Origin of the sequence: Denitromonas iodatirespirans, assembly GCF_018524365.1 — a bacterium.
Lineage (GTDB): Bacteria > Pseudomonadota > Gammaproteobacteria > Burkholderiales > Rhodocyclaceae > Nitrogeniibacter > Nitrogeniibacter iodatirespirans.
Map to the genome: position 1 here is coordinate 92,972 of NZ_JAEKFT010000013.1, position 24,252 is coordinate 117,223.

Genomic DNA, 24,252 nt, shown 5'->3' on the forward strand with positions numbered 1-24,252 from the left:
GTTTACCGCCTCAGGGCAGATAGAACAGCGCCAGATACATCAGGAGCAGCAGCGCCACCCACATCACCATGCTGCCCGAGGCCCAGGTGCGCGCCAGTACGCCGCGCGTGCCGTAATGCCGGTGCAGGCTGACCAGCAGGTTGGCGATGCCGCGCATGATCAGTCGCACCACCTCGCGGATCTCGATGCTGACGCCGTACACCATCACCTTGAGCCAGCGCGGCCCCATGTGGCGGTAGAACCAGTCGACGTCGATCAGGGAGCCGAGCATGGCGGTCAGGCGGTCGCGCAGCAAGAAGAACACCACGGCGGTGGCGAGCAGCAGTTGCAGCTGGAACACCACATGCCCGCCGGTATAGGGCTGGTAGTCGACGGCGAACGGCAGCAGGTCGTAGAGCAGCGGGGGGTAGCAGCCCACCGCCAGGCTGGTCAGCGCCAGCAGGCGCATGCCCCAACGCTGGCTGGGCGGCGCCTCATGGGCGTCGAGATCGCGCGGCGCGCCGAAGAAGACGAACACCACCACCTTGAGGCCGGCGGCGAAGAACACGCCGGCGGCGATCACCATCATGGCCAGCCACACCCAGGTCAGGTGCGCATCGGCTGCCGCCTGCAGCACCAGCGACTTGGTGATGAAGCCGGCGGTCAAGGGCGCCGACATGGCCAGCGCACCGAAAATGGCAAAGCCGCAGGTCACCGGCATCTGCCGCGCCAGGCCGCCCAGATCGGTGCAGTCGCGCTTGCCGGTCTGGACGATCACCGCGCCGATGGCCATCAACAGCAAGGCCTTGTAGACGATGTGGGCAAAGGCATGCGCCGCCACCCCATTAAGCGCCATCTCGGTGCCGATGCCGATGCCGGCGATCATGAAGCCGACCTGATTGATGATGGCGTAGGCCAGCACCCGCCGCGCGGTGTTCTCGATGAGCGCATAGATCAGCCCGTAACCGGCCATCAGCAAGCCGATGGGGATCAGCACCTCGGCACCGGGGAAGCCGCGCATCAGCACATACACCGCGGTCTTGGTGGTGAAGGCGGAGAGGAACACCATGCCGCTCCACGAGGCGCGCGGATAAGCGTCCGGCAACCACGACCAGAACGGGAAGGCGCCGGCGTTGATCAGGAAGCCGGCAAGGATCAGCCACTGGGCCAGCCCGTCCAGCGCCATGGCCTCGAAGCGCAGGCTGCCGCCGCCGACCAGGTGCGCGGTGATGCCGGCCATCAGCACCACCCCGCCGAAGAGGTGCACCATCAGGTAGCGCATGGCCGCCGGATAGGCGTCGCGCCCGCCGGCCCAGATCACCAGCGTCGAGCCGATGGCCATCAGCTCCCAGAACACGAACAGCGTGACCACATCGCCGGCCAGTACCGCGCCGACCGCAGCCCCGCCGTACACGAACGCGGCGGGCACCTCGAGCCGGCTGCGCTGGCCCAGCGCATACACGCTGCCGACGAACAGCGCCAGCAGGAACACCAACGCGAACAGGCGGCCGAGCCGATCGACGCGCAGGATGTCGAGCGTGTAGTCGAGGAAATGCATGCCGCCGTAGATGCCCTCGGGGATGCCCCACAGCAACCACGCGGCGAACACGGGCAAGCCGAGCGACAGCAGCGCACGCGGCGCCCCCCGCAGGAAACCGAGCACGATGCCGCCGAGGATCAGCCACAGCGCCGGGTGGTGGATCAGCTCAGCGTCCATCGTCATCCTCCCGCGGGCCGAACACCCGATGGAAGCCGCGCGCCAGCAGCACCAGCACCGCACAGGCGAGCATCGGGAACCAGGCATTGAAACCGGGCCAGCCGTCGATGCCGAAATGCGGATGCGATTCGACGAAGAGGCCAGCCACCAGCATCAGCAGCAAAGCGGTCAGCAAGACGCGCCACAGGCGCTCGCCACGCGGATACAAGGCGTTCAGTCGCATCAGAAGCCTCCCGCCACCGCGCGCGCCAGGCGCAGCACCGGCTCGTGATAGAAGAACATGCCGACCGTCAGCGCCGCGGTGGCGGTCTGCGCGAAGACCATGATCCGGGGCGCTTCGCCGTGCGGCGCATGGTGATGGTCGTCTGCCTCGGCCGGCGGCTCGCGGAAGAAGGCGCGCCACACGATGGGCAGGAAGTAGCCGGCGTTGAGCAAGGTGCTGAGCACCAGCACGCCCACCGCCCACCAGTGCTCGAGGCTCATCGCCGCCGACAGCACATACCACTTGGAGACGAAACCGGCCGCCGGCGGCAGGCCGATCATCGACAGCGCACCGATGGCGAAGGCGGTCATGGTCCACGGCATGCGCCGGCCGATGCCGTCGAGCTGGCTGACCTCGGTCTTGTGCGCGGCGGTGTAGATCGAGCCGGCGGCGAAGAACAGGGTGATCTTGCCCAGCGCATGCGCCGCGATGTGCAGCACCGCGCCGACGATGGAGATCGGTGCCAGCAAGGTGGCGGCGAGCGTCACGTAGGAGAGCTGGCTGACCGTCGAATAGGCCAGCCGGCGCTTGAGGTTGTCGGCCCGCAGCGCCACGATCGAGGCGGAGATGATGGTGAAACCGGCGATCACCGGCACCCAGTTGGCACTGCCCAGGGCGATCAGGTTTTCAGCGCCGAAGATGTAGACGATCACCTTGACGATGGTGAACACGCCCGCCTTGACCACCGCCACCGCATGCAGCAGGGCCGACACCGGCGTGGGGGCCACCATCGCCGCCGGCAGCCAGCGGTGGAAGGGCATCAGCGCCGCCTTGCCGATGCCGAACATGTACAACACCAGCAGCAGCGCGGTGCCGGCCGCACCGAGATGGCCGGCGAGGATGCCGCCGTGGCGGAAGTCGAGCGTGCCGGCGATCACCCAGGTGGCCAGCAGACCCGAGAGCAGGAAGGCGATGGAGGTGCCGAGCAGCACGCCCAGGTAGGTGCGCGCCGAGTTGCGGGCATGGTCGGTGCCATGGTGCGTCACCAGCGGATAGGTGATCAGCGTCATGGCCTCGTAGAACAGAAACAGGGTCAACATGTTGCCGGCCAGCGCGATGCCCTGCGCAGCGAAGATGGCGCCGGCGAAGCAGACGTAGAAACGGGTCTGCTTCTTTTCGTTGTTGCCGCGCATGTAGCCGATCGAATACAGCGTGCTGATGATCCACAGCCCCGAGGAGATCACCGAGAACACCGCGCCGAGCGGCTCGACCGCCAGGCGCAGGGTGAGGCCGGGCAGCATGTGGATCAGCGTCAGCCCGGGGCGCGCGCCGCCGAGCACATCGCTGGCCAGCTGCAACGATTCGGAAAACAGCAGTACCGCCACCAGCAGGGTCATCGATTCGCGCAGGTTCGGCCAGCGCCCGGTGAGCGACACCAGCAACATGCCGACGAGCGGGGTGAGCAGCAGGCTGATCAGCTGGATGTCTTCGGTCATTGGCCACCGCTCCGGCTGTTCATCAACACCTCGGCCACGCGGGTGGCGACCTCGCTCGACCAGGTCGCATCGAGGCCGAAATACACACAACCGCCGATCATCAGCAAGGCCGGCACGAACATCGACAGCGGCGCCTCACCCGGCGGCGGATGGTCGGCCGGCGGCGCGCGGAAATAGGCGACCTCGACGAAACGCCAGACATAGATCACCGCCAGCAGCGAGCTGGCGAGCACCGCACCGACCAGCCACCACTGCCCCAGGTGGATGGCCGCGCTGACCAGATACCACTTGCTGATGAAGCCGGCCGTGCCCGGCACGCCGATCAGGCTCAAGCCCCCGACCACCATGGCGAAGGCCGCCACCGGCATGGTCTGGCCAAGACCGGCGAGCCGGTCGAAGCTGGCGCCACGGCAGCGCAGCACCACTCCGCCGAGCACCAGGAACAGGCCGCCCTTGGTCAGCGCATGGTTGAACAGATGCATGGCCGAGGCCATCAGCCCGTCGACCGAATCCATGCTGATGCCGAGCGTGATGTAGCCGATCTGCGAGACGCTGGAGTAGGCCAGCAGGCGCTTCATGTCGTGCTGGAAGATGGCCACGATAGCCGGGATGAACATGGCCGCCAGCGACAGGCCGAGCAGAATGGCCCCGGTGGCGCGGGCGTCGAACACCGCACTCTCGCCGAAGATGCTGAAAAAATAGCGCATCAGCACATAGATCGACACCTTGGTCGCGGTCGCCGCGAGGAAGGCCGACACCGGCGAGGGCGCGTAGGCGTAGGCGTTGGGCAGCCACAGGTGCAGCGGAAACAGCGCGATCTTGAGCGAGATGCCGACGGTAATGAAGGCCAGCGCCGCCAGCACGGCACGCGAGTCGCTGGCCATGGGCAGGCGGGTGGCCATGTCGGCCAGATTGAGCGTGCCGGTCTCGAGGTACAGCAGGCCGACACCGACCACATACAGCGTGGCGCCAATGGTGCCCATCAGCAGGTACTGGTAGGCCGCCATCAGGGCGCGGCGGTCGCGCCCCATGGCGATCAGCACATAGGTGGCCAGCGAGGAGACTTCGAGGAAAACGAAGACATTGAAGGCGTCGCCGGTGACCAGGATGCCGAGCAAGCCGGCCAGGCACAGCATCATCAACGCGTAGTAGAGATAGTGCTCTTCGTTGCGCACCTCGGCGGCGATGCCGACGCGGCTATAGGGCATGACGATCAGCCCCATGGCCGCGACGATGACCGCCACGAAGGCGCCGGCCGCGTCGATCCGGTACTCGATGCCCAGGGGCGGCGCCCAGCTGCCCATGGCATACGACAGCGTGCCTTCGGCCAGGGTGCGGTCGAGCAGGCTGAGGGCGATGCCGAAGGTGGCGGCGGTGGCCAGCAAGGCGATGATCCAGCTCGGCAGCGAACGGCGCACGAGGACGATCAGCGGCGCCGCGATCAGGGGCACCACCACCAGCAGGGCGGGAAAATGCTGCGTCAGCATGGCTTAGCCCCCCTCGTGGTCCGGCGTGGGGGAGGCGTCGTCTTGCGCGTCGATGGCCAGGATCTCGTCCTCGTCGATGCTGCCGTAGGCTTCCTTGATGCGCACCACCAGCGCCAGCCCGAGGGCCAGCGTGGCCACGCCGACCACGATCGCGGTGAGGATCAGCACATGCGGCAAGGGGTTGGAATACACCGCGAAACCGCTGCCGACGATCGGTGCGACACCGCCGATGAGTTTGCCCGGCGCGATGTAGAGCAGGTAGACCGCGGTCTGGAAGATGCCCAGGCCGATCAGCTTCTTGATCAGGTTGTCACGGGCGATGACGATGAACAGCCCCACCATCAGCAGCAAGATGGTGGTCCAGTAACTGAAATGACTGGCCAGCGTCATTCGCCGCCCTCCCCGGCGTCGCGGCGGCGCCCGGCAAACACATAGAAGACCTTGAGCATCACGGCCGCCACGGTGATCAGCACGCCGAGCTCCACCCACAGGATGCCGCGGTGCTGGCCATGGACCGGATCGCCGGCGAGCACGAAATAGTCGAGATAGTTGCCGCCGAGCAGCAGGCCGATGACGCCCACGCCGGCGTAGATCAGCACGCCCACCGCCAGCAGGATCTCGACCAGCGCGTCGGGCACCACCCGCCGCGCCGCCGGCAGCCCATAGATGAGCGCATAGAAGATCACCGAGGCGGCGACGATCACGCCTGCCTGGAAACCGCCGCCGGGACCGAAATCGCCGTGGAACTGGACATACAGCGCGAACACCAGCGCGAAGGGGATCAGCAGCTTGGCGATCACCCGCAGAATGATGTCGAGCCTCATGACTTGCGATCCTCCTGATCGTGCTCGCGCGGCCGCCGGGGCGTGCGCCGCCGCAACAGGGCGATCACGCCGATGCCGGCGGTGAACACCACGAAGGTCTCGCCCAGGGTATCGAAGCTCCGGTAGCTGGCCAGCACCGCCGTGACCACGTTGGGCACGCCGGTCTTCTCCGGCCCTTCGGTCAGGTAGCGCGGCGCCACATGCTGGTGGATGGGCGCCTTGGGATCGGAAAACGCGGGCAGGCCGAGCGTGCCATAGACCAGCATGGCGCCGGTAACGGCCACCACGAACAAGGGCAGCCAGGGGCGATGGATCGGTTTCGACTCGGTGCCGCCGGTGAGGTGGATGGCGCCGAGCAGCAGCACGGTCGAGATGCCGGCGCCGACCGCGGCCTCGGTCATGGCCACGTCGACGGCATCGAGCACCACCAGCACGGTGGCCATCAGAAAGCTGTAGATGCCGCCCAGCATCACCACGCCAAACAGGTTGCGCTGACGGGCAATGCCGATGGCGGCAGCGCCCATCAGGGTCAGCAGCACGACGGCGGTCAGTTCTTCGAGGATGATGACGCTCCTTGATCCGGTTCCCAAGGCTTGACGCCGCGGCTGTAGGCCGCGTTGGCCAGCGAGTGCGAGGCGGTCGGCGAACAGAAGAAGATCAGCAGCCACAGGATCACCAGCTTGGCACTGGCCAGCGTGAAGCCCGATTGCAGCAGCAGGCCGAGGATGATCAGGCTGGCGCCCAGCGTGTCGATGACGCTGGCCGCATGCATGCGAGTGTAGAAGCCGGGCATGCGCAGCACGCCGATGGCGCCGATCACGCAGAACACGCCACCGAGGGTCATCAGCACGATGCTGACGATGTCGAGCACGGCACTCACAGGCGATGCTCCTCGTCGGCCACGCCCGGTTCGCCCAGGTCGCCGTAGCGGAAGAATTTCTGCACGGCGATGGTGCCGACGACATTCAGCAGCCCGTACACCAGGGCCAGATCGACGAACTCCGGACGCCCGCCGACGAACTGGAAGATGGCCAGCAGCAGCATCGCCAGCGTGCCGATCGCATTGGCGGCCAGCGCCCGGTCGAACACCGTCGGCCCCAGCAGGGCACGGGTCAGCAACAGGCACAAGGCCACCAGCAAAGCGCCGATCACCGCCGCGTACATCATCATGAGCGCGCCTCGCAGGCCGTCACGCGCCGGTCCATGTCACCGCCGGCCAGATCGTCCGCGCCGGCCCGGGTCAGGGCGTGCACCAGGATCTCGTCCTCCTCGATGGCCACCGAGATAGTGCCCGGCGTGAGCGTGATCGAATTGGCATACACCACCTGGCCGACCGGGCTCTGCTGGCTCATCTTGACGCGCAGCATTGTCGGGGAGATCGGCAGGTGCGGATGCACGATGAGCTTGGAGACGGTCCAGGCGGACTTGACGATCTCGACGATCAACCACGGCCAGTAACCCATCACCCCACGCCCCAGGTGCAGCGGATGCCCCTCCTGGTCGACCACGTCCATGCGGCGGGCGAACCACACCACCGCCACCGACGAGAGCAGCCCGAGCGTCATCAGGAAGGGCGTGAAGTAGCCCGACAGAAGCAACCAGAATGCAAACAGGGAAAAGACGACGCTGATCGAGTGAAACCTGAGCATATGTCTATGGCCCATCGGAACACGGGAAAACGACCGCCGCCAGGCGGACTCGCGCCCCCAGTGTGTCAGAAACATAACTGCGGTGTCGAAAGCTAGCCCCATCACAGTACGCGATTTTAGCCAGACACGGGAACCCCTGCAGGTCATCGCCCCCCGAATTCATGCGAGTCGATTGCGGGGCGAGGCGGCCAGAAAGGCCTCGATATTGGCCACCACCTGCTCCGCCATGGCCTGCATCGCCTCGGCCGATGCCCAGGCCACATGCGGGGTCAGGATCAGGTTGGGGATGTCGGCGGCCAGCAGCGGATGATCCGCCGGCGGGGGCTCGACCGAGAGCACGTCGATGGCGGCGCCGGCGATGTCGCCGCGGCGCAGCGCCTCGGCCAGCGCGGCCTCATCCACCAGCGCGCCGCGGGCGGTGTTGATCAGAAAGGCCTGCGGCTTCATCGCCTGCAGCGCGGCGGCGTCGATCATGCCGCGGGTATCGGCGTTGAGCGGACAGTGCAGCGACACGACATCCGCCTCGCGCAGCATCTGCTCGAAGCTCACGCGGCCGGGCCGCACCTGCGCGGCGGCAGGGCGCTCGGACCACAGGATGCGCATGCCGAAGGCCTCGGCCAGGCGGGCCACCCCCTGTCCCAGGCTGCCCTGCCCGACCAGCCCCAGGGTGGCACCGCGCAAATCGCGCATCGGATGGTCGAGAAAACAGAAATGGCGCGAGGTGGGCCAGCGGCCGGCCCCTACGTCCCGATGGTAGGCAATCAGTTGGCGCGACAAGGCCAGCATCAGGCCGATCACATGCTCCGGCACCGAGGTTTCGGCATAGCCGCGCACATTGCTGACCACCAGCCCGCGCGCCCGGCAGGCCGCCAGATCGATGTTGTCCGACCCGGTGGCGGCCAGCGCGATCATGCGCAACTCGGGCAACTGGGCCAACACCGCGGCGTCGAGACGCAGCTTGTTGATGACGGCTACCTGGGCGCCGCGCAGGCGGGGCACGATATCGGCCGGCGACGTGTACGGAAAGTCGACCCACGTGTGGGGCTGCGCCGGGCGGGGAAAATCGGCGGCCACCGAGCCCCGCTCGAGAAACACAATCCTGGGTTCCATGCCGTCATTGCCTCCGGGCCGATCCGTCACCATGTCACGATACGGTGTTTCACTAGGCGAAATGTACGGGACTCAAGTACCATGAGGCTACTAGGGAAAGCCGCAATGAAACCATCGAAAGACGCCTCCGCCCCCGAACAGAAGACCTCGATCCAGGTCATCGAACGCATGATGTCCCTGCTCGACGTCCTGGCCGAGCATGCCGACCCGGTGCCGCTCAAGCAACTGGCCGCGCAGACCGGTCTGCATCCGTCCACCGCCCACCGCATCCTCGGCGCCATGACGAGCAGCGGCTTCGTCGAGCGCACCGACAACGGCATCTACCGGCTCGGCATTCGCCTGCTTGAGCTCGGCGCACTGGTCAAGTCGCGCATCTCGCTGCGCGAGACGGCGATCGTCGCCATGCTCGAACTGCATCAGCGCACCGGGGAGAGCGTCAACCTGGGTATTCGCGACGGCGACCAGATCGTCTATATCGAGCGCACCTCGAGCGGCCGCTCGTCGGTGCGCGTGGTCCACATCGTCGGCGCCCGAGCCCCGCTGCACACCACCGCCACCGGCAAGCTGTTCCTGGCCGACGACGGTCTGCCCAAGGTGCGGGACTACGCCAAACGTACCGGCCTGCCCGGCTCCACCGCCACCTCGATCCGCGAACTGCCGGCGCTCGAAAAGGAACTGGACAAGGTCCGCCGCCACGAAGTGGCCTATGACATGGAAGAGGTGGAAAACGGCGTGCGATGCATCGCCGCGGGGATTCGGGACGACAGCGGCGCACTGGTCGCCGGCCTGTCGCTATCGACCCCGGCCGAGCGTTTCAACCCGGACTGGGCGCCGGTGATCCTCGACACCGCCCGCAATATCTCGCGGGCCCTGGGCTACCGCCCGCGCGAGGCGGGCTGAGTCACCCCTTGGCGCCCTTGTGCGCCATCACCACGGCGTCCCAAGGCCGCCGTGCCAGCCACTTCTGCAGGCGCCGGGCATCGGCCGTGCGGGTGCGGCTGCCGAAGGAATCGAGCAGTACCACCAGCACCGGGCGCCCGCGCAGCCACGCCTGCATCACCAGGCAGCGGCCGGCCTCTTCGATATAGCCGGTCTTCGAGACGCGGATCTCCCAACCCGGATCCCGCACCAGCGGGTTGGTATTGCGGAATTCGCGCGCGCCGCGGTTCAGCGCCACCGTATGCGCGCTGTCGGTCGAAAATCGACGGATCAGCGGATAGTCCGCAGCGGCCTTCAGCAGCACCGACAGATCCCGCGCGGTCGACACATTGTCGGCACTCAGGCCGGTGGCTTCGACGAAACGGCTGTGCGCCATGCCGAGCTGACGTGCCTTGGCGTTCATGGCCTTGGCAAACGCCCGCAGCCCGCCCGGGTAGTAGCGCGACAGGGCCGACGCGGCACGGTTCTCGGACGACATCAGGGCCAGGCGCAGCAAATCTTCGCGACTGAGCCGGCTGCCGATCGGCAGGCGCGAGCTGCTCTTGCGCAAGCGGTCGCGGTCGGCCTCGGTGACGGTGAGCATCTCGGACAAGGATTGTCCGCTGTCGAGAATGACCATGGCGGTCATCAGCTTGGTGATCGATGCGATCGGCGCCACGCGATCGGCGTTGCGCGCCAGCAGCGCTTCGCCACTGCGCTGGTCGACGATCAGAAAGGCCTCCGAGCGCAATTCCGGGCTGTCCGACCGCGCCGCTTCGGCCAACAGCGGGCGCGCCGACCGCGCGGCGCCGGCTCGTTCGGGCGGGGCGGCCATCGTCGTCGCGGCCATGCCGGCCCCCAGCCACAGGGCCATCAGGAATCGTCGGATCTTCATCGGTCTCATTGCGATCAGCGTAGGCAAATTATCCATAAAAATCCAATACTCAGCGCGTGTTTCTCAACAAATTTCTCACACAACTCACGGCGCGCGCTCAAAGGCGCAGAAAGTCGGCCACGGCCTGCCGGCGGGCCATGGTGTCGTCGTAGCCCAGCGACATCAAGGCGCGCGTGAACGCCGGCTCGAACAGCAGATACGACAGCAGGGTGGAGCCGCTGGTGCGCATGGCGCCCACGCCCCGCAAGACCGTGCGCAGCAGTGGCGGCAAGCTGCGCCGATGCTGGCCGGCGATAGCATCGATGCGCCGTGACGGAGATATCACCAGAGTTTCGATCGGCCGCAGGGTAAGCCCCGCCGCCGTGCGCTGCGAGGCGGTAAACGCGCTGAGCGTGGCGTTGATGCGCTCCAGCCGTTCGAGGTCCACCGCCAGGCTGTCGAGGAAGATGCTCGACATGGCATGGCCGGCGATCTGCGCCAGCGACGGATAACTATGGGCGCGCTGGCGCCCCTCCTCGGCCAGCCGGCCGGAGCCGATCACCAGGATCCGGTCGGCCCCCAAATGCACCGCCGGGCTGATCGGCGCAAGCTGCCGCATCGAGCCGTCGCCGAAATACTCGCGATGGATACGCACCGCCGGGAACACGAAGGGAATGGCGCTGGAGGCCATCAGGTGCGGCACCGACAATTCGGTGCGCACGCCGAGGCGCTGGGCACGCCGCCACGGCAACACACCGTCGGCGGCCTGAAAGAAGGCCAGGCTCTCGCCCGAGGTATAGCCAGAGGCGGTGACGCTGACCGCATGCAGATGACCGTCGCGAATGGCCCGGCCGATGGCCGAGAAATCGAGCGTGTTCTCGAGCAGCCGGGCCAGCGGCGCGTTGTCGAGCAGCGAGCGCGGCGTCTGGCGGAACAACCAGCCGGTGAGCAAGGCCGAGCCCCAGCGGGCGCCGGTGCCGGCCAGCGCCGGAAAATCGGTGCGATACACCTGGTCGACATGAAAATTGCGCCAGATCCACGACACCTTGCGCACCGCCCGCGGGAAGTCGTCGGCAAACACTGCCAGCGAGGCGGCATTGATGCCGCCCGCCGAGGTGCCGCACAGAATCGGGAAGGGATTGCCGGGCCGGCGCCCCCACAGCTCGCGGATGGCATTGAGCACGCCGACCTGATAGGCCGCGCGCGCCCCGCCCCCGGTCAACACCAGCGCGGCCTTCTCAGTTGTCATCCCGCCCCTCCTGCCTGATACCGGCAACTACGGCCGGGGGGCGTCAAGCTTTAGGGACCGCCGGCTTCCGTTCGGCGGCCGGACGGCACCGCCGAACGGTCTCGACTACGCCTCAGGCCTGCTCGGCCATGGCCTCGACCACCGTCAGGGCCGTCATGTTCACGATGCGCCGCACCGTTGCCGTGGGGGTGAGGATATGCGCCGGCTTGGCCGCCCCGAGCAGGATCGGCCCCACCGTCACGCCCTCGCCGGCGGCGGTCTTGAGCAGGTTGAAGGCGATGTTCGCCGCATCCAGCGTCGGGAAGATCAGCAGGTTGGCGTCCTCACGCATGCGCGCGTTGGGAAATATCTGCGTGCGGGTGGCGGCGTCGAGCGCAGCGTCGCCGTGCATTTCGCCTTCTACCTCGATGTCCGGATGCTGCTCGTGCAGCAGGCGCAGGGCTTCGCGCATCTTGATCGAGGTGGGCGAGTCGTCGGAGCCGAAGCTCGAATGCGAGAGCAAGGCCACCTTGGGCTCGATGCCGAAGCGGCGCATCTCCTCGGCGGCCATCACGGTCATCTCGACCAACTGAGCCGGGGTCGGATCGTAGGTCACATAGGTGTCGGCCATGAACACCGTACGCCCCGGCAGGTTGATCAGGTTGACGGTGTAGCACTTGCTGGCCGTCGCCTTGCGGCCCAGCACATCTTCGATGAACTTGAGGTGCAGCTGATGCATGCCGTAGGTGCCGCAGATCATGCCGTCGGCGTGGCCGAACTTGAGCAGCAGCGCGCCGATCAGCGTCGAGCGGCGGCGCACCTCGCGCTTGGCGAATTCCACCGACACGCCGCTGCGCTCCATCAGCCCGTGATAGTGCTGCCACAGGGTGTCGAAGCGCGGGTCCGAATCGGGATTGATCAGCTCGAAATCGGTGTCGGCCTGCAGGCGCAGACCGAAGCGTTCGATGTTGTTCATCACCACGGACGGGCGGCCGACCAGGATCGGCCGCGCCAGACCTTCGTCGACCACGATCTGCACCGCACGCAGCACCCGCTCGGACTCGCCCTCGCTGAAGATGATGCGCTTGGGATTGCGCTTGGCGGCGGCGAACACCGGTTTCATGATCAGGCCCGAGCGCCACACGAAGCTGTTGAGCAAGGTGGTATAGGCGTCCCAGTCGGTGATCGGCCGCGTCGCCACGCCGGATTCCATCGCCGCACGGGCCACCGCCGGCGCGATGAGCACGATCAGGCGCGGATCGAAGGGCCGCGGGATGATGTACTCGGCACCGAAGCCGGCGACCTTCTCGCCATAGGCGGCCGCCACGATGTCGCTCTGCTCGGCGCGCGCCAGCTCGGCAATCGCCTTGACCGCCGCCATCTTCATCTCGTCGGTGATGGTGGTGGCGCCGACGTCCAGCGCCCCGCGGAAGATGAACGGGAAGCACAGCACGTTGTTGACCTGGTTCGGATAGTCCGAGCGGCCGGTGGCGATGATCGCGTCGTCGCGCACCGCCTTCACGTCCTCGGGCAGGATCTCCGGGCGCGGGTTGGCCAGCGCCAGCACCAGCGGCTTGGCGGCCATCTTGCGCACCATGTCCTGCTTGAGCACGCCGCCGGCCGACAGGCCGAGGAACACATCCGCCCCTTCGATGATCTCGCCCAGCGTGCGCGCCTCGGTGGGCTTGGCGTAGCGCGCCTTGATCGGGTCCATCAGCGTGGTGCGCCCTTCGTACACCACGCCCTCGATATCGGTCACCCAGATGTTCTCGACCGGCACGCCGAGCATCACCAGCAGATCCAGGCAGGCCAGCGCCGCGGCACCGGCGCCGGAGGTCACCAGCTTGACGTTCTTCAGGTCCTTGCCCTGCAGGTGCAGGCCGTTGAGCACCGCCGCACCGACGACGATCGCCGTGCCGTGCTGGTCGTCATGGAAGACCGGGATGTTCATCCGCTCGCGCAGCTTCTTCTCGATGTAGAAGCACTCGGGCGCCTTGATGTCTTCGAGGTTGATGCCGCCGAAGGTCGGCTCCAGCGCGGCGATCATGTCGATCAGCTTGTCGGCGTCGGGCTCGTTGATCTCCAGGTCGAACACATCGATGTCGGCGAACTTCTTGAACAGCACGCCCTTGCCTTCCATCACCGGCTTGGCCGCCAGCGGGCCGATGTTGCCCAGGCCGAGCACCGCGGTGCCGTTGGTGACCACGCCGATCAGATTGCTGCGCGCCGTCAGGTTGGCGGCCTCGGCAGGCGAATCGACGATCGCCTCGCAGGCAGCCGCGACACCCGGCGAATAGGCCAACGACAGATCCTGCTGGTTGGTCAGCGCCTTGGTCGGCGTGACGGCGATTTTTCCGGGCCGCGGGTAACGGTGGTACTCCAGCGCGGCTTCGCGAATCGATTCGTCCATGGGCATCCTGGTCTCCTGATGAAGGGGGGCGGAAAAGCACCCCTAGGGTTTAACCTTATTATTGGAATAAGCTTTCATTTCCATGTCGGTGCCACCGCCAAATCGACCGATTCATTTCCCGATGTGCACTTTTTCCGCATCAGGATTTTCTCGTCGAGGGGCGGCGTGGCATAATAATAGGCTTTCGGAAGCGGCCTTGTCGCTTCGTGGTTTCCACATGTGTGCGCCACCTGGGGCGGCGCGCATTCGAGGCAGCACCTGGCATCCGCGGGCCGTTCACGCCTCGCGGCAAACGGGCAGGCGCCGCCTCGAGGACCGCTCGCCGCGGCGGCAAAGCTGATGGCGCGCGTTACGGTTTACAACCTGCAATCCTGGAGAATCCCGCGCCATGAACCAATTCGCCGAGGCCGCTCTGTCAGCCGCTCCGGACTATGTCCGTCAAGAAAAACTCAAGCAATGGGTCGCCGAGATCGCGGCCCTCACCGAACCGGACCGGGTCGAGTGGAGCGACGGATCGCAGGAGGAATACGACCGCCTGTGCGCCGAAATGGTCGAATCGGGCATGCTGATCAAGCTCAACCCGGAAAAGCGCAAGAACTCCTACCTGGCCTTCTCCGACCCGTCCGACGTGGCGCGGGTCGAAGACCGCACCTTCATCTGCTCGGCCGACAAGGGCGACGCCGGCCCCACCAACAACTGGGAAGACCCGGCCGTGATGCGCGATACGCTCAGCGGCCTGTTCAAGGGCGCGATGCGCGGCCGCACCATGTACGTGGTGCCCTTCTCGATGGGCCCGCTGGGCTCGCCGATCGCCCACATCGGCATCGAGATCACCGACAGCCCCTACGTCGTCACCAACATGCGCACCATGACGCGTATGGGCAAGGCCGTGTATGACGTGCTCGGCACCGACGGCGAGTTCGTGCCCTGCGTGCACTCGGTCGGCGCCCCGCTGGCGCATGGCGAAAAAGACGCCCGCTGGCCGTGCAACCCCGACACCAAGTACATCGTGCACTTCCCCGAGACCCGCGAGATCTGGTCCTACGGCTCGGGCTACGGCGGCAACGCGCTGCTGGGCAAGAAGTGCTTCGCCCTGCGCATCGCCTCGACCATGGCGCGTGACGAAGGCTGGCTGGCCGAGCACATGCTGATCCTCGGCGTGGAATCGCCCGAAGGCGAAAAAACCTATGTGGCCGCCGCCTTCCCGTCGGCCTGCGGCAAGACCAACTTCGCCATGCTGATCCCGCCCAAGAGCTTCAACGGCTGGAAGATCACCACCGTCGGCGACGACATCGCCTGGATCAAGCCGGGCAAGGATGGCAAGTTCTACGCCATCAACCCCGAAGCCGGCTTCTTCGGCGTGGCCCCCGGCACCTCCGAAAAGACCAACTTCAACGCCATGGCGACGCTGAAGGAAAACATCATCTTCACCAACGTCGCGCTGACCGACGACGGCGACGTGTGGTGGGAAGGCATGAGCAAGGAAGCCCCCGCTCACCTGATCGACTGGCAAGGCAAGGACTGGACGCCCGAGATCGCCAAGGAAACCGGTCGCAAGGCCGCCCACCCCAACTCCCGCTTCACTGCCCCGGCCGGCCAGTGCCCGTCGATCGACGCCGACTGGGAAAACCCCGCCGGCGTGCCGATCTCGGCCTTCATCTTCGGCGGCCGCCGCGCCACCACCGTGCCGCTGGTGTACCAGGCCTTCAACTGGAACTTCGGCGTCTACATGGCCGCCACCCTCGGCTCCGAGACCACCGCTGCCGCCTTCGGCGCGCAGGGCGTGGTGCGTCGCGACCCGTTCGCCATGCTGCCCTTCTGCGGCTACCACATGGGTGACTACTTCAACCACTGGCTGAAGATGGGCCATGTGGTCGAGAACACGCCGAAGATCTTCTGCGTGAACTGGTTCCGCATGGATGAGAAGGGCAACTTCATGTGGCCGGGCTTCGGCGAGAACATGCGCGTGCTCAAGTGGATCGTCGATCGCTGCAAGGGCAACATCGCCGCCAAGGAAACCGCGCTGGGCTGGATGCCGCGCTTCGAGGACATGGACTGGACCGGCGCCGACGTCACCCAGGCCGAGTTCGAGGCCCTGACCACCATCGACGCCGAGGCCTGGAAGAAAGAGCTGGCCCTGCACAAAGAGTGGTTCGACAAGTTGCAGGACCGCCTGCCGCGCCAGATGCTGCTCAAGCGCGAGCTGTTCGAACTGGCCCTGTCGGTCTAAGCCGCAACACCCGGTCGCCTGCCGGCGGCCTGCACTGCCAACAAGCGCCGCCGGTCGGCGCTTGTTGCATTTTCACCCCGCCGCCGACCGTCCTATGATGGCCGACCCCCTGCCCGGACCTCGCTCATGACTGCCCCGATCCTGTCCCTCGCCGACCGCATGGCCGACATCCGCCCCTTCCATGTGATGGAGTTGCTGCGCCGCGCGCGCGAGCTCGAAGCCCAGGGGCGCGACATCATCCACATGGAGATCGGCGAACCCGACTTCGCCAGCCCGCAGCCGGTGATCGAGGCGGCCACGCGCTTCCTGGCCCGCGGCGACGTCCATTACACCCCGGCGCTGGGCATCACGCCGCTGCGCGAAGCCATTGCCCGGTTCTATCAGGATCGCTTCGGCGCAGACGTCTCGCCCGAGCGCATCGTCGTCACCCCCGGCGCCTCCGGCGCACTGATGCTGGCGCTGGCGGCCACCACCAATCCGGGCGACACCTGGCTGCTGCCCGACCCCACCTATCCGTCCAACCGTCATCTGGTGCGCGCCTTCGAAGGCGTGGCCCGCGCCGTGCCGGTCAGTGCCGACAGCGCCTACCAACCGACCGTTGCCGCCGTCGAAGCGGCCTGGCAGACGACCACCCGCGGCCTGGTGGTGGCCTCGCCGGCCAACCCCACCGGCACCCTGCTCGACCTGACCCAGATCGACGCCCTGCGCCGCTGCGTGCACGCCCGCGGCGGGCATTTGATCGTGGACGAGATCTACCAGGGCCTCACCTACGGCGTCGAGGCCAGCACCGCGCTCGAACGGATGGACGACGTGTTCGTGGTCAACAGCTTCAGCAAGTATTTCGGCATGACCGGCTGGCGCCTCGGCTGGCTGGTGGCGCCCGAGGGCTATGCCCGCGAGATCGAGCGCCTGGCCCAGCACTTCTTCATCTCGGCCTCGACCATCGCCCAGCAAGCCGCCCTGGCCGCCTTCTCCCCGGCCTGCCTGGAGATCCTCGAAGCGCGCCGCCAGGCCTTCGCCGAGCGCCGCAATACGCTGCTGCCGGCGCTGCGCGAGCTGGGTTTCACGGTGGCCGCCGAGCCGCAGGGCGCGTTCTACATCTACAGCGACATCAGCGCGCTAAGCGACGACAGCGAGGCCCTCGCCCGCCGGCTGATTGAAGAGGCCGGCGTGGCCGCCACACCAGGCATCGACTTCGGGGACAACCGCCCGCAGCAGCATCTGCGCTTCGCCTACACCACCGGTCAGCACCGACTGGAAGAAGCCGTCGAGCGCATCCGCCGCGCGCTGGTGTAAAACCTTCTGGCGTAAAAAAGGGACGGCATCGCTGCCGTCCCTTTTTTACGCCGTCCGGCGATATGCGCTCAGGCGTCGGCCTTGCCGGCCACCGCCGCCAGTCGCGCCTTCATCGCCAGCACCTTCTTGGCGTAGCGCGTGTTCTCGTCGCTCAAGGCCCCGCCGTAGTACTGCAGCGCGGACACCAGCGACCCGTAGCGACGCAGACCTTCGTCGATGACCAGCGCGCCAACGCGCACATTGGTGACCGGATCGAACAAGGCATCCGGCGTGGCCCCCGGACCGATCTTGTCGAGGTGGAAACGCGGGATCACCTGCATCAGCCCCTGGGCGCCCACCGTGCTCTCGGCCATCGGATTGAAGCTCGACTCGATCGCCATCACCGCCACGATCAACAAGGGATCGAGCCCCAGCTCCTGCGCCGAGCGCTCCGCCCGCGCCAGCGGTTCCAGCAAGGCCGTTTGCGACACCCGATAGCGGCGCGCCACATAGCTGCGTACCCGCTCCAGCGCCGGCGACAGCGCGGCCTCGTCGGCATCGGCGCCCGCGGCGTGCTGAAGCAGTGCCTCGGGCGCACCGGCCGCAGCCTGGGCCACGTCCTCATGCGCCGCGGCCGACTCGGCGTGCGCCTGGGCCACGCTCAACAGCGGCCAGCCGGCGATGAGGGGGCGCGACTCCAGGGCCGACGCCAACAGCATCGCGATCGACAGAACACCCATGGCGAGAACAATCCCGTGGGCAGCATGCTTGAGAAATGCACCGCAGCGCGACGCCGCGTGCATCATGACCAGTGCGTTCTTCATGGTGGTCCTCCAAGAGGCCCGTTTCCGCCTATCCATGCCGTCGCCATAAAAACGCTTCGGCCGGGGGGAGGCATCGTCACACCGGGCGGGCGTATCTGCCGTCCGTGTGTGCGATCTCCGGGAGTCGGGTCGCCAGTGGTGTCCCGCGCGATCTCAGCGATCGCGCACTCACTCGATTCGACGATCCCACCAGGTCAGGATGGGAGCGCCACGCATATGCTGCAATGCAGCACGAGCCGCACTTTATTGATTCTTATGGATTTTGTCAATTTCACCAGGCGCCGATCGGTGGCAAAAAAACCACAAATACGGCGCCGCGCCAAGGCTGGCGCGGCTTCCGGCCGCACAAAAAAACGGGGCCGAAGCCCCGTCGATCCTGCGCGCGATACGCGCGAATCGTGTGCGCTCAGTCCTCCGCCGGAATGCGCAGCACCTGGCCCGGGTAGATCTTGTCCGGATGCGACAGCATCGGCTTGTTGGCCTCGAAAATGACCATGTACTTGTTGGCACTTCCGTAATGGGTCTTGGCGATCGCCGACAGGGTGTCGCCGCGCACCACGGTGTGGAAGCTCGCCTCGGGCGTCGGGTCGGTGACCACGATGGTGTCGCGCACCTCGCCCACCCCGGCCACGTTGCCGGCGGCCAGCAGCACTTTTTCGCGCGCGGCCTGGTCGGGCGTCGTGCCGCCCACGGTGACCACCCCGGCCGCGCCGTCGAAGGCCACGGTCAGCCCCTCGACCGGCAGCTTCAGCGTGCGCACGTAGGTGGTGATGGCTTCGGCCGCCTTGGCGTTGGCGGCGGCGATCTTGTCGGCCGACGGATCCTTGGCGGCCGCCTCTTGTGCGGCCTTGGCCTCACCGGTGCCGAACAGCTTCTCGCCTGCGTCCTTGATGAAGTTGAACAATCCCATGACAGCTCCTGTGCGTGATGAATCGGCACCCGCCGGTCGGCGGGTTCATGCGACCTTATACGACAAGCGCGTGCAAGGCGCTCGCGCCGACATCAAACGTAACACTCAGCGACCGGGCAGCGCAGCCACCTGCGACCAGTCGAAACACGGCCCCGGATCGGTCTTGCGCCCCGGCGCGATGTCGCTGTGGCCGACCACGTCGTCAAGCGGATGCTGGCGTGCCAGATCGGCGATCAGCGCATTGAGCTGGGTGTATTGGGCATCGGTGAAGGGCTGGTTGTCCGAGCCTTCGAGCTCGACACCGATGGAGAAATCGTTGCAACGCTCGCACTCGCGCCAGCGGCTCAGCCCCGCATGCCAGGCGCGCGCCCGCGTCGGCACGCACTGGATCAATTCGCCGTCGCGGCGGATGAAAAAATGCGCCGAGACGCGCAGGTGGGCGATGCCGGCGTAGTAGGGATGCGCCGCCGGATCGATGCGGTTACCGAACAGTTCGAGCACCCCAGGCCCGCCGAACTGCTCCGGCGGCAGGCTGATGGCGTGCACCACCAGCAGACGGATGGCTGTGTCGGTCGGGCGCAGATCGAAATTCGGCGACGCGATCCAGCGCGCCCCATCGAGCCAACCGGCGGCGTCGAGTCGGCGCACGCTCAGTCCTTCATGCCCAGGCGCTCCATGCGGTAGCGCAAAGAGCGGAAGGTGACTTTCAGCAGCCGCGCCGCCGCGGTGCGGTTGCCCTCGGTCTCGGCCAGCGCTTCGAGGATGGCCTGGCGCTCGGCGCCGTCGAGATACTCCTGCAGCCCGGTGCGCAAGGCCTCGCCCTGCCCGCTCGTCGCGGTCGGCTCCTGGCCCACCAGGGGCTCCAGCGCCAGGTCGTCGACATGGATGATCTCGCCGCCGGACAGCGCCAGCGCCCGCTCGAGGATGTTTTCCAGCTCGCGCACATTGCCGGGGAAGCCATAGCTGCACAAAGCGTCGACTGCCTTCGACGACAGGCGCGGCAGCGGCATGCGGGCCTCTTCGGCCAGACGCGCCAGCAAGGCCTCGGCCAGTTGCGGAATGTCTTCGCGGCGCTCGCGCAGCGCCGGCATTTTCAGTTCGATGACGTTGAGCCGGTAGAACAGATCCTGGCGGAAGCGGTTCTCGTCGACCAGCGCCCGCAGGTTCTGGTGCGTGGCGCTGACGATGCGCACGTCGACCGGCTGCTCGGTGGTGTCGCCGATGCGCCGCACCCGCTTCTCCTGGATCACGCGCAGCAGCTTGACCTGCATCGACAGCGGCAGATCAGCCACCTCGTCGAGAAACAGCGTGCCGCCGCTGGCCGCCTGGAAGAAGCCGTCGCGGTCGCTGTCGGCGCCGGTGAACGCGCCCTTGCGGTAGCCGAAGAACTCGCTCTCCATCAGGTTTTCGGGAATCGCTCCGCAGTTGACCCCGACGAAGGCGCCGGCCGCGCGCGGCCCCAGGCCGTGGATGGCGCGCGCCGCACGCTCCTTGCCGCTGCCCGATTCGCCCGAGATGTAGACCGGTGCCTGGCTGCGGGCGAGCTTTTCGATCAGCTGGCGCACCTGGGCCATGGTGGCCGACTCGCCGATCAGGAAGGCGCTGGCATCCTTGCGGCCCTCGTCGTTGGCCGCATCGGGCAGGCGGAACACCGATTTGACCAGCGCCCGCAGCTGCTCCAGCGACACCGGCTTGGCCAGGTAGTCGAAGGCGCCGGCCTTGAGCGCCACCACCGCGTTTTCCATGCTGCCGTAGGCGGTGATGACGGCCACCGGCAGGTCGGTGCAGTGCTCGTTGATATGGCGCACCAGATCGAGGCCGTTGCCGTCGGGCAGGCGCATGTCGGTCAGGCACAGGCGGTAGCGGCGAGTCGCCAGCAGCTCGCGTGCCTCGGCCACCGAACCGGCCGAATCCGAGCCCAGCCCCATGCGGGCCAGGGTCATCTCCAGCAGTTCGCGGATGTCTTCTTCGTCGTCGACCACCAGCACGTCGGGGCCGGTGGGGCGATTGCGTCGTTCGGTCTTGGTCATGGCTCACTCGGTCCGCTGAGGCAGAAGTGCGCACCCGTCGCGGTGTCGCGCAGCGACAGCGTGGCGCGGTTCGCGTCGGCCAGTTCGCGGGCGATGTACAAGCCCAGGCCGGTGCCCTTGGCATGGGTGGTGAAGAAGGGTTCGAACAGGTGGGCACGGTCCTCGGCGCGGATGCCGGGGCCATCGTCGATCACGTGCAGCCGGGTGTGGCCGTCCTCGCGCTCGGCGGTCACGCGGATCGCGCCGGCCGCCGGCGAGGCATAGCGCCGGGCATTCGTCAGCAGGTTCCACAGCACCTGGTGCAGGTGGGCGCGGTCGAAGGCCAGCGTCAGTTCTGGCGGAATCTGCGCCACCACCTGCGCCTTCTCGGTCTCGCCATGCAAGGTGAATTCGTCGAGCACTTCGGTGACGAAGGCGGCCAGGGGCAGCGCCTCGGGCAGGGCGCGGTCGCGCCGGCCGAGGGAGAGCACGTCGCGCACCAGCTTTTCGATGCGCAGCGCGTTGTCGTTGATGATGCGGATCAGCCGCGCCTGGCTCTCGGCCCGCTTCTCTTCGCTCAGCAGTTCGGCGGCCTGGGTGACGGCGGTGAGCGGATTGCGGATCTCGTGCGCGATGCTGGCCGTCAGGCGGCCGAGCGCCGCCAGCTTGATCTGCTGCGCCTGCGCCTGGATGGCTTCCAGATCCTGCAAATAGATGATGGTGTGGCCGCCGTCGCCCTCGGCGCGCACCACTCGGCAGCGCAAGGGCTTGCCGCCGTCCGGCCGGCATTGGTGACAATCGGCCGCCGGATCGGCCAGCATCTGCGCCAGCGCAGGCGCCAGCTCGCGCATCGACGCACCCACGGGCAGCGGCAGGCCGAGCAGCGCGGCCGCTTGCGGGTTGGCCTGGCGGACGCGCAACTCGGCATCGACCACGATGGCACCGTCGTGCATGTCCTCGATGATGCGCTCGTTGATCGCCTGCTGCCGGGCCAGGTCGGCGCCGCGCGACTGAGCCAGCGCCTCGTTGGCCAGCGCGCGGATCGCCAGCAGGCGCGCCATCAGCGCCACGCCGAAGAAGCCGATGCAGACCATGCCGACGACGAAGAAATCGGAGGCGGCACCGCGCACGAGCAGGCGCACGCTGTTCTCGGCCAACACCGCCAGCGTCGCCACGGCCGCATAGAACAGCACCCAGCGACCATGGCTGACCAGCCCGCCGCCGGCCAGCAGCACCATCAACAGCATCGGCAGGCCGCCGCGGGTGCCGCCGCTGACGGCCATCAGCAAGGTCAGCGCGGTGATGTCGACCAGCATCTGCACCGTCACCACCCGGTTCAAGCCGAGCCGCTCCACCGCATCGGGAAAGCCCAGCGCCAGCACCGCAAACAGGTAGACCGCGGCGAAGCCGAGAAACAGCCCGGGGGCCTCTTCGCCCAGCCCGATGGTCTTGCCGAAGAACAGGAACACCGCCGCCATCACCAGGCGGAACAGATTCAGGTAGCGCAGCGAACGCCGACGGGCCAGATCGGCGGAGAGGGGGTCGGTGTCGCGGGTGGCAGGCATGCGTTCAGCCGGCGTCAGCGGCGCGGGCATGTTCCTCGCAGCAGTAGAACTCGCCGTCGCGACGCACCCCTTCGCTCTCCGGCACATGCACGCCGCAGTGCCGGCAGGACAGCATGCGGGCCGATGCCTGGGTCTGTGGGGCCGCTCCGCGCGCGCGGTCCTGCGGCGGGACTTTCGGCTTGCTCAGCAGCCGGCGCCCCCAGTAGATGGCGAACAGGACGAGGAGGAAAACGAGGAGTTTCGACACGATCTCGGGCGGGCGCGATGGAAGCGGAAAATTCTAGCACGCGGCAACGCGCGCCCCCCGCCGCCTCACAGCGCCACCAGCCGCTCGCAGGCGGCATCCAGGGTGTCGTCATGCTTGGCGAAGCACAGCCGCACCACGCCTTCGTCCGTGGCCCCGGCGGAGAACGCCGACACCGGGATCACCGCCACCTTCACCTCGCGCGTCAGCCACTCGGCAAACACGGTGTCCGGCACGTCGCGGATTGCGCGGTAGCGCGCCAGCTGGAAATAGGTGCCGGCGCACGGCAGCAGCTCGAAGCGCGAGTCGGCCAGCGCGGCGCGGAAGCGGTCGCGCTTGGCCTGGTAGAAGGCGGCCAGGCCGAGATGGCGCGAGGCGTCGGCCATGTAGTCGGCCAGCGCGTACTGCACCGGCGTGATCACGGTGAACACGTTGAACTGGTGCACCTTGCGGAACTCGGCCATCAGCGCCGCCGGCGCCACCACGTAGCCGATCTTCCAGCCGGTGATGTGGTAGGTCTTGCCAAAGCCGGAGACGATCACGCTGCGCTCGGCCAGCGCCGGGTGGCGTGCGCAGCTCTCGTGCCGGCGGCCGTCGAAGACGACGTGCTCGTACACCTCGTCGGAGACGATCACGATGTCGGTGCCGCGCACCAGCTCGGCCAGGCGCGTCATGTCCTCGGCCGACCATACGCTGCCGGTCGGATTGTGCGGGCTATTGATCATGATCATGCGGGTGCGCGGCGTGATCGCCGCGGCCACCGCCGCCCAGTCGGGCCGGTAGTCGGGCGCATGCAAGGCCAGGCGCACCACGCGGCCGCCCTGCAGCTCGATGGCCGGCGCGTAGGAATCGTACACCGGCTCGAAGACGATCACCTCGTCGCCCGGATGCACCAGCGCCGCCACCGCGGTGAACAGGCCCTGGGTCGCCCCGGCGACGACGGTCACCTCGGAGTCGGGATCGTAGGTCGTGCCGTAGAGATCGGCCACCTTGGCCGCAATCGCCTCGCGCAGCACCGCCACCCCGGCCATCGGCGGGTATTGGTTGTAGCCCTCGCGCATCCAGAACGACACGCGGTCGAACAGCTCAGGCTCGGCGTTGAAGTCCGGAAAGCCCTGCGACAGGTTGATCGCACCGGCTTCGGTCGCCATGCGCGACATGACGGTGAAGATGGTGGTGCCGACATGCGGCAGGCGGGAGGACACGTTGACAGCGCAAGCGGGCATGGCGATCCAGGCGGCAAAGGCAAAACACCGATTCTGGCAGACCCCTCCAGCCACGCCAAGCCGGCCCGCGAGGGC

The 24,252-nt window shown here is 67.3% G+C and carries 24 protein-coding genes; 3 read left to right on the top strand and 21 right to left on the bottom strand.

The annotated features are described in order from the left end of the window. Positions 1-10: 10 nt before the first annotated feature. The 11 genes from I8J34_RS12950 to I8J34_RS13000 form a co-directional block, all read right to left on the bottom strand. The gene (locus I8J34_RS12950) at positions 11-1,696 is read right to left on the bottom strand and encodes a Na(+)/H(+) antiporter subunit D (RefSeq protein WP_214361874.1); all 1,686 of its coding nucleotides are present in this window, start codon (positions 1,694-1,696) and stop codon (positions 11-13) included. Then, positions 1,686-1,919, bottom strand: a complete 234-nt coding sequence (locus tag I8J34_RS12955) for a hypothetical protein (protein WP_214361876.1) — start codon at positions 1,917-1,919, stop codon at positions 1,686-1,688. Before I8J34_RS12955 ends, I8J34_RS12950 begins: the two co-directional genes overlap by 11 nt. Further along, entirely contained in the window at positions 1,919-3,394 is a 1,476-nt protein-coding gene (locus I8J34_RS12960; protein ID WP_214361878.1) for a monovalent cation/H+ antiporter subunit D family protein, read from the bottom strand. Before I8J34_RS12960 ends, I8J34_RS12955 begins: the two co-directional genes overlap by 1 nt. Further along, positions 3,391-4,881 carry a monovalent cation/H+ antiporter subunit D family protein gene (locus I8J34_RS12965; protein ID WP_214361880.1) on the bottom strand — a complete coding sequence of 497 codons (1,491 nt, stop codon included), beginning with the start codon at positions 4,879-4,881 and terminating at the stop codon, positions 3,391-3,393. The genes I8J34_RS12960 and I8J34_RS12965 overlap by 4 nt, the downstream gene beginning before the upstream one ends. Positions 4,882-4,884: 3 nt before the next feature. Next, positions 4,885-5,271, bottom strand: coding sequence for a cation:proton antiporter subunit C (locus I8J34_RS12970; RefSeq protein ID WP_214361881.1), 387 nt, complete (start codon positions 5,269-5,271; stop codon positions 4,885-4,887). Further along, positions 5,268-5,705, bottom strand: a complete 438-nt coding sequence (locus I8J34_RS12975; RefSeq protein WP_214361882.1) for a Na(+)/H(+) antiporter subunit B — start codon at positions 5,703-5,705, stop codon at positions 5,268-5,270. The genes I8J34_RS12970 and I8J34_RS12975 overlap by 4 nt, the downstream gene beginning before the upstream one ends. Continuing rightward, positions 5,702-6,295 (bottom strand): DUF4040 domain-containing protein, encoded by a 594-nt coding sequence (locus I8J34_RS12980; RefSeq protein WP_214361883.1) that lies wholly within the window; start codon positions 6,293-6,295, stop codon positions 5,702-5,704. Before I8J34_RS12980 ends, I8J34_RS12975 begins: the two co-directional genes overlap by 4 nt. After that, a complete protein-coding gene (gene mnhG, locus I8J34_RS12985) occupies positions 6,253-6,585 on the bottom strand; it encodes a monovalent cation/H(+) antiporter subunit G (RefSeq protein WP_214361885.1) in 333 nt (110 codons plus the stop codon). Before mnhG ends, I8J34_RS12980 begins: the two co-directional genes overlap by 43 nt. Continuing rightward, positions 6,582-6,875 carry an MrpF/PhaF family protein gene (locus I8J34_RS12990; protein ID WP_214361887.1) on the bottom strand — a complete coding sequence of 98 codons (294 nt, stop codon included), beginning with the start codon at positions 6,873-6,875 and terminating at the stop codon, positions 6,582-6,584. Before I8J34_RS12990 ends, mnhG begins: the two co-directional genes overlap by 4 nt. After that, a complete protein-coding gene (locus I8J34_RS12995) occupies positions 6,872-7,354 on the bottom strand; it encodes a Na+/H+ antiporter subunit E (protein WP_214361889.1) in 483 nt (160 codons plus the stop codon). Before I8J34_RS12995 ends, I8J34_RS12990 begins: the two co-directional genes overlap by 4 nt. A gap of 159 nt (positions 7,355-7,513) precedes the next feature. Beyond that, on the bottom strand, positions 7,514-8,464 hold the full coding sequence (locus I8J34_RS13000; RefSeq protein ID WP_214361891.1) for a D-2-hydroxyacid dehydrogenase: 951 nt from the start codon (positions 8,462-8,464) through the stop codon (positions 7,514-7,516). Positions 8,465-8,569: 105 nt separating this feature from the next. Between I8J34_RS13000 and I8J34_RS13005 the strand changes: the two genes are divergently transcribed. Further along, a complete protein-coding gene (locus I8J34_RS13005; RefSeq protein ID WP_214361893.1) occupies positions 8,570-9,364 on the top strand; it encodes an IclR family transcriptional regulator in 795 nt (264 codons plus the stop codon). A 1-nt stretch (position 9,365) separates the two neighbouring features. Here I8J34_RS13005 and pbpG read toward each other — a convergent pair whose 3' ends face one another. From pbpG to I8J34_RS13020, 3 genes are all read right to left on the bottom strand, one after another. Further along, positions 9,366-10,277, bottom strand: a complete 912-nt coding sequence (gene pbpG, locus I8J34_RS13010) for a D-alanyl-D-alanine endopeptidase (protein WP_230411823.1) — start codon at positions 10,275-10,277, stop codon at positions 9,366-9,368. A 97-nt stretch (positions 10,278-10,374) separates the two neighbouring features. Further along, positions 10,375-11,505 (bottom strand): patatin-like phospholipase family protein, encoded by a 1,131-nt coding sequence (locus I8J34_RS13015; protein ID WP_214361895.1) that lies wholly within the window; start codon positions 11,503-11,505, stop codon positions 10,375-10,377. A 112-nt stretch (positions 11,506-11,617) separates the two neighbouring features. Next, positions 11,618-13,894 carry an NADP-dependent malic enzyme gene (locus I8J34_RS13020; protein WP_214361898.1) on the bottom strand — a complete coding sequence of 759 codons (2,277 nt, stop codon included), beginning with the start codon at positions 13,892-13,894 and terminating at the stop codon, positions 11,618-11,620. Positions 13,895-14,282: 388 nt separating this feature from the next. Here I8J34_RS13020 and I8J34_RS13025 point away from each other — a divergent pair, with 388 nt between their 5' ends. Both I8J34_RS13025 and I8J34_RS13030 read left to right on the top strand, forming a co-directional pair. Beyond that, positions 14,283-16,124, top strand: a complete 1,842-nt coding sequence (locus tag I8J34_RS13025) for a phosphoenolpyruvate carboxykinase (GTP) (protein WP_214361900.1) — start codon at positions 14,283-14,285, stop codon at positions 16,122-16,124. A gap of 126 nt (positions 16,125-16,250) precedes the next feature. After that, entirely contained in the window at positions 16,251-17,420 is a 1,170-nt protein-coding gene (locus I8J34_RS13030) for a pyridoxal phosphate-dependent aminotransferase (RefSeq protein ID WP_214361902.1), read from the top strand. Positions 17,421-17,488: 68 nt separating this feature from the next. Here I8J34_RS13030 and I8J34_RS13035 read toward each other — a convergent pair whose 3' ends face one another. The 7 genes from I8J34_RS13035 to I8J34_RS13065 form a co-directional block, all read right to left on the bottom strand. Continuing rightward, positions 17,489-18,223 (bottom strand): lytic transglycosylase domain-containing protein, encoded by a 735-nt coding sequence (locus I8J34_RS13035; protein WP_230411824.1) that lies wholly within the window; start codon positions 18,221-18,223, stop codon positions 17,489-17,491. Positions 18,224-18,629: 406 nt separating this feature from the next. Next, positions 18,630-19,133, bottom strand: coding sequence for a peptidoglycan-binding protein LysM (gene lysM / locus I8J34_RS13040; protein WP_214361904.1), 504 nt, complete (start codon positions 19,131-19,133; stop codon positions 18,630-18,632). A gap of 105 nt (positions 19,134-19,238) precedes the next feature. Next, positions 19,239-19,781, bottom strand: coding sequence for a 1,6-anhydro-N-acetylmuramyl-L-alanine amidase AmpD (gene ampD / locus I8J34_RS13045; protein ID WP_214361906.1), 543 nt, complete (start codon positions 19,779-19,781; stop codon positions 19,239-19,241). A 2-nt stretch (positions 19,782-19,783) separates the two neighbouring features. Beyond that, positions 19,784-21,163 carry a sigma-54-dependent transcriptional regulator gene (locus tag I8J34_RS13050; protein ID WP_214361914.1) on the bottom strand — a complete coding sequence of 460 codons (1,380 nt, stop codon included), beginning with the start codon at positions 21,161-21,163 and terminating at the stop codon, positions 19,784-19,786. Then, on the bottom strand, positions 21,160-22,707 hold the full coding sequence (locus I8J34_RS13055) for a sensor histidine kinase (RefSeq protein ID WP_214361916.1): 1,548 nt from the start codon (positions 22,705-22,707) through the stop codon (positions 21,160-21,162). Before I8J34_RS13055 ends, I8J34_RS13050 begins: the two co-directional genes overlap by 4 nt. Positions 22,708-22,711: 4 nt before the next feature. Continuing rightward, entirely contained in the window at positions 22,712-22,954 is a 243-nt protein-coding gene (locus I8J34_RS13060; protein ID WP_214361918.1) for a PP0621 family protein, read from the bottom strand. Positions 22,955-23,019: 65 nt separating this feature from the next. After that, entirely contained in the window at positions 23,020-24,177 is a 1,158-nt protein-coding gene (locus I8J34_RS13065; protein WP_214361919.1) for a pyridoxal phosphate-dependent aminotransferase, read from the bottom strand. Between the last annotated feature and the right edge of the window lie 75 nt (positions 24,178-24,252).

Excerpts from the sequence above, each read along its gene's own strand:
- I8J34_RS12950 (WP_214361874.1), bottom strand. The coding sequence starts at position 1,696 with ATGGACGCTGAGCTGATCCACCACCCGGCGCTGTGGCTGATCCTCGGC.
- I8J34_RS12955 (WP_214361876.1), bottom strand. The coding sequence starts at position 1,919 with ATGCGACTGAACGCCTTGTATCCGCGTGGCGAGCGCCTGTGGCGCGTC.
- I8J34_RS12960 (WP_214361878.1), bottom strand. The coding sequence starts at position 3,394 with ATGACCGAAGACATCCAGCTGATCAGCCTGCTGCTCACCCCGCTCGTC.
- I8J34_RS12965 (WP_214361880.1), bottom strand. The coding sequence starts at position 4,881 with ATGCTGACGCAGCATTTTCCCGCCCTGCTGGTGGTGGTGCCCCTGATC.
- I8J34_RS12970 (WP_214361881.1), bottom strand. The coding sequence starts at position 5,271 with ATGACGCTGGCCAGTCATTTCAGTTACTGGACCACCATCTTGCTGCTG.
- I8J34_RS12975 (WP_214361882.1), bottom strand. The coding sequence starts at position 5,705 with ATGAGGCTCGACATCATTCTGCGGGTGATCGCCAAGCTGCTGATCCCC.
- I8J34_RS12990 (WP_214361887.1), bottom strand. The coding sequence starts at position 6,875 with ATGATGATGTACGCGGCGGTGATCGGCGCTTTGCTGGTGGCCTTGTGC.
- I8J34_RS12995 (WP_214361889.1), bottom strand. The coding sequence starts at position 7,354 with ATGCTCAGGTTTCACTCGATCAGCGTCGTCTTTTCCCTGTTTGCATTC.
- I8J34_RS13000 (WP_214361891.1), bottom strand. The coding sequence starts at position 8,464 with ATGGAACCCAGGATTGTGTTTCTCGAGCGGGGCTCGGTGGCCGCCGAT.
- I8J34_RS13005 (WP_214361893.1), top strand. The coding sequence starts at position 8,570 with ATGAAACCATCGAAAGACGCCTCCGCCCCCGAACAGAAGACCTCGATC.
- pbpG (WP_230411823.1), bottom strand. The coding sequence starts at position 10,277 with ATGAAGATCCGACGATTCCTGATGGCCCTGTGGCTGGGGGCCGGCATG.
- I8J34_RS13015 (WP_214361895.1), bottom strand. The coding sequence starts at position 11,505 with ATGACAACTGAGAAGGCCGCGCTGGTGTTGACCGGGGGCGGGGCGCGC.
- I8J34_RS13020 (WP_214361898.1), bottom strand. The coding sequence starts at position 13,894 with ATGGACGAATCGATTCGCGAAGCCGCGCTGGAGTACCACCGTTACCCG.
- I8J34_RS13025 (WP_214361900.1), top strand. The coding sequence starts at position 14,283 with ATGAACCAATTCGCCGAGGCCGCTCTGTCAGCCGCTCCGGACTATGTC.
- I8J34_RS13030 (WP_214361902.1), top strand. The coding sequence starts at position 16,251 with ATGACTGCCCCGATCCTGTCCCTCGCCGACCGCATGGCCGACATCCGC.
- I8J34_RS13035 (WP_230411824.1), bottom strand. The coding sequence starts at position 18,223 with ATGAAGAACGCACTGGTCATGATGCACGCGGCGTCGCGCTGCGGTGCA.
- lysM (WP_214361904.1), bottom strand. The coding sequence starts at position 19,133 with ATGGGATTGTTCAACTTCATCAAGGACGCAGGCGAGAAGCTGTTCGGC.
- I8J34_RS13050 (WP_214361914.1), bottom strand. The coding sequence starts at position 21,163 with ATGACCAAGACCGAACGACGCAATCGCCCCACCGGCCCCGACGTGCTG.
- I8J34_RS13055 (WP_214361916.1), bottom strand. The coding sequence starts at position 22,707 with ATGCCTGCCACCCGCGACACCGACCCCCTCTCCGCCGATCTGGCCCGT.
- I8J34_RS13065 (WP_214361919.1), bottom strand. The coding sequence starts at position 24,177 with ATGCCCGCTTGCGCTGTCAACGTGTCCTCCCGCCTGCCGCATGTCGGC.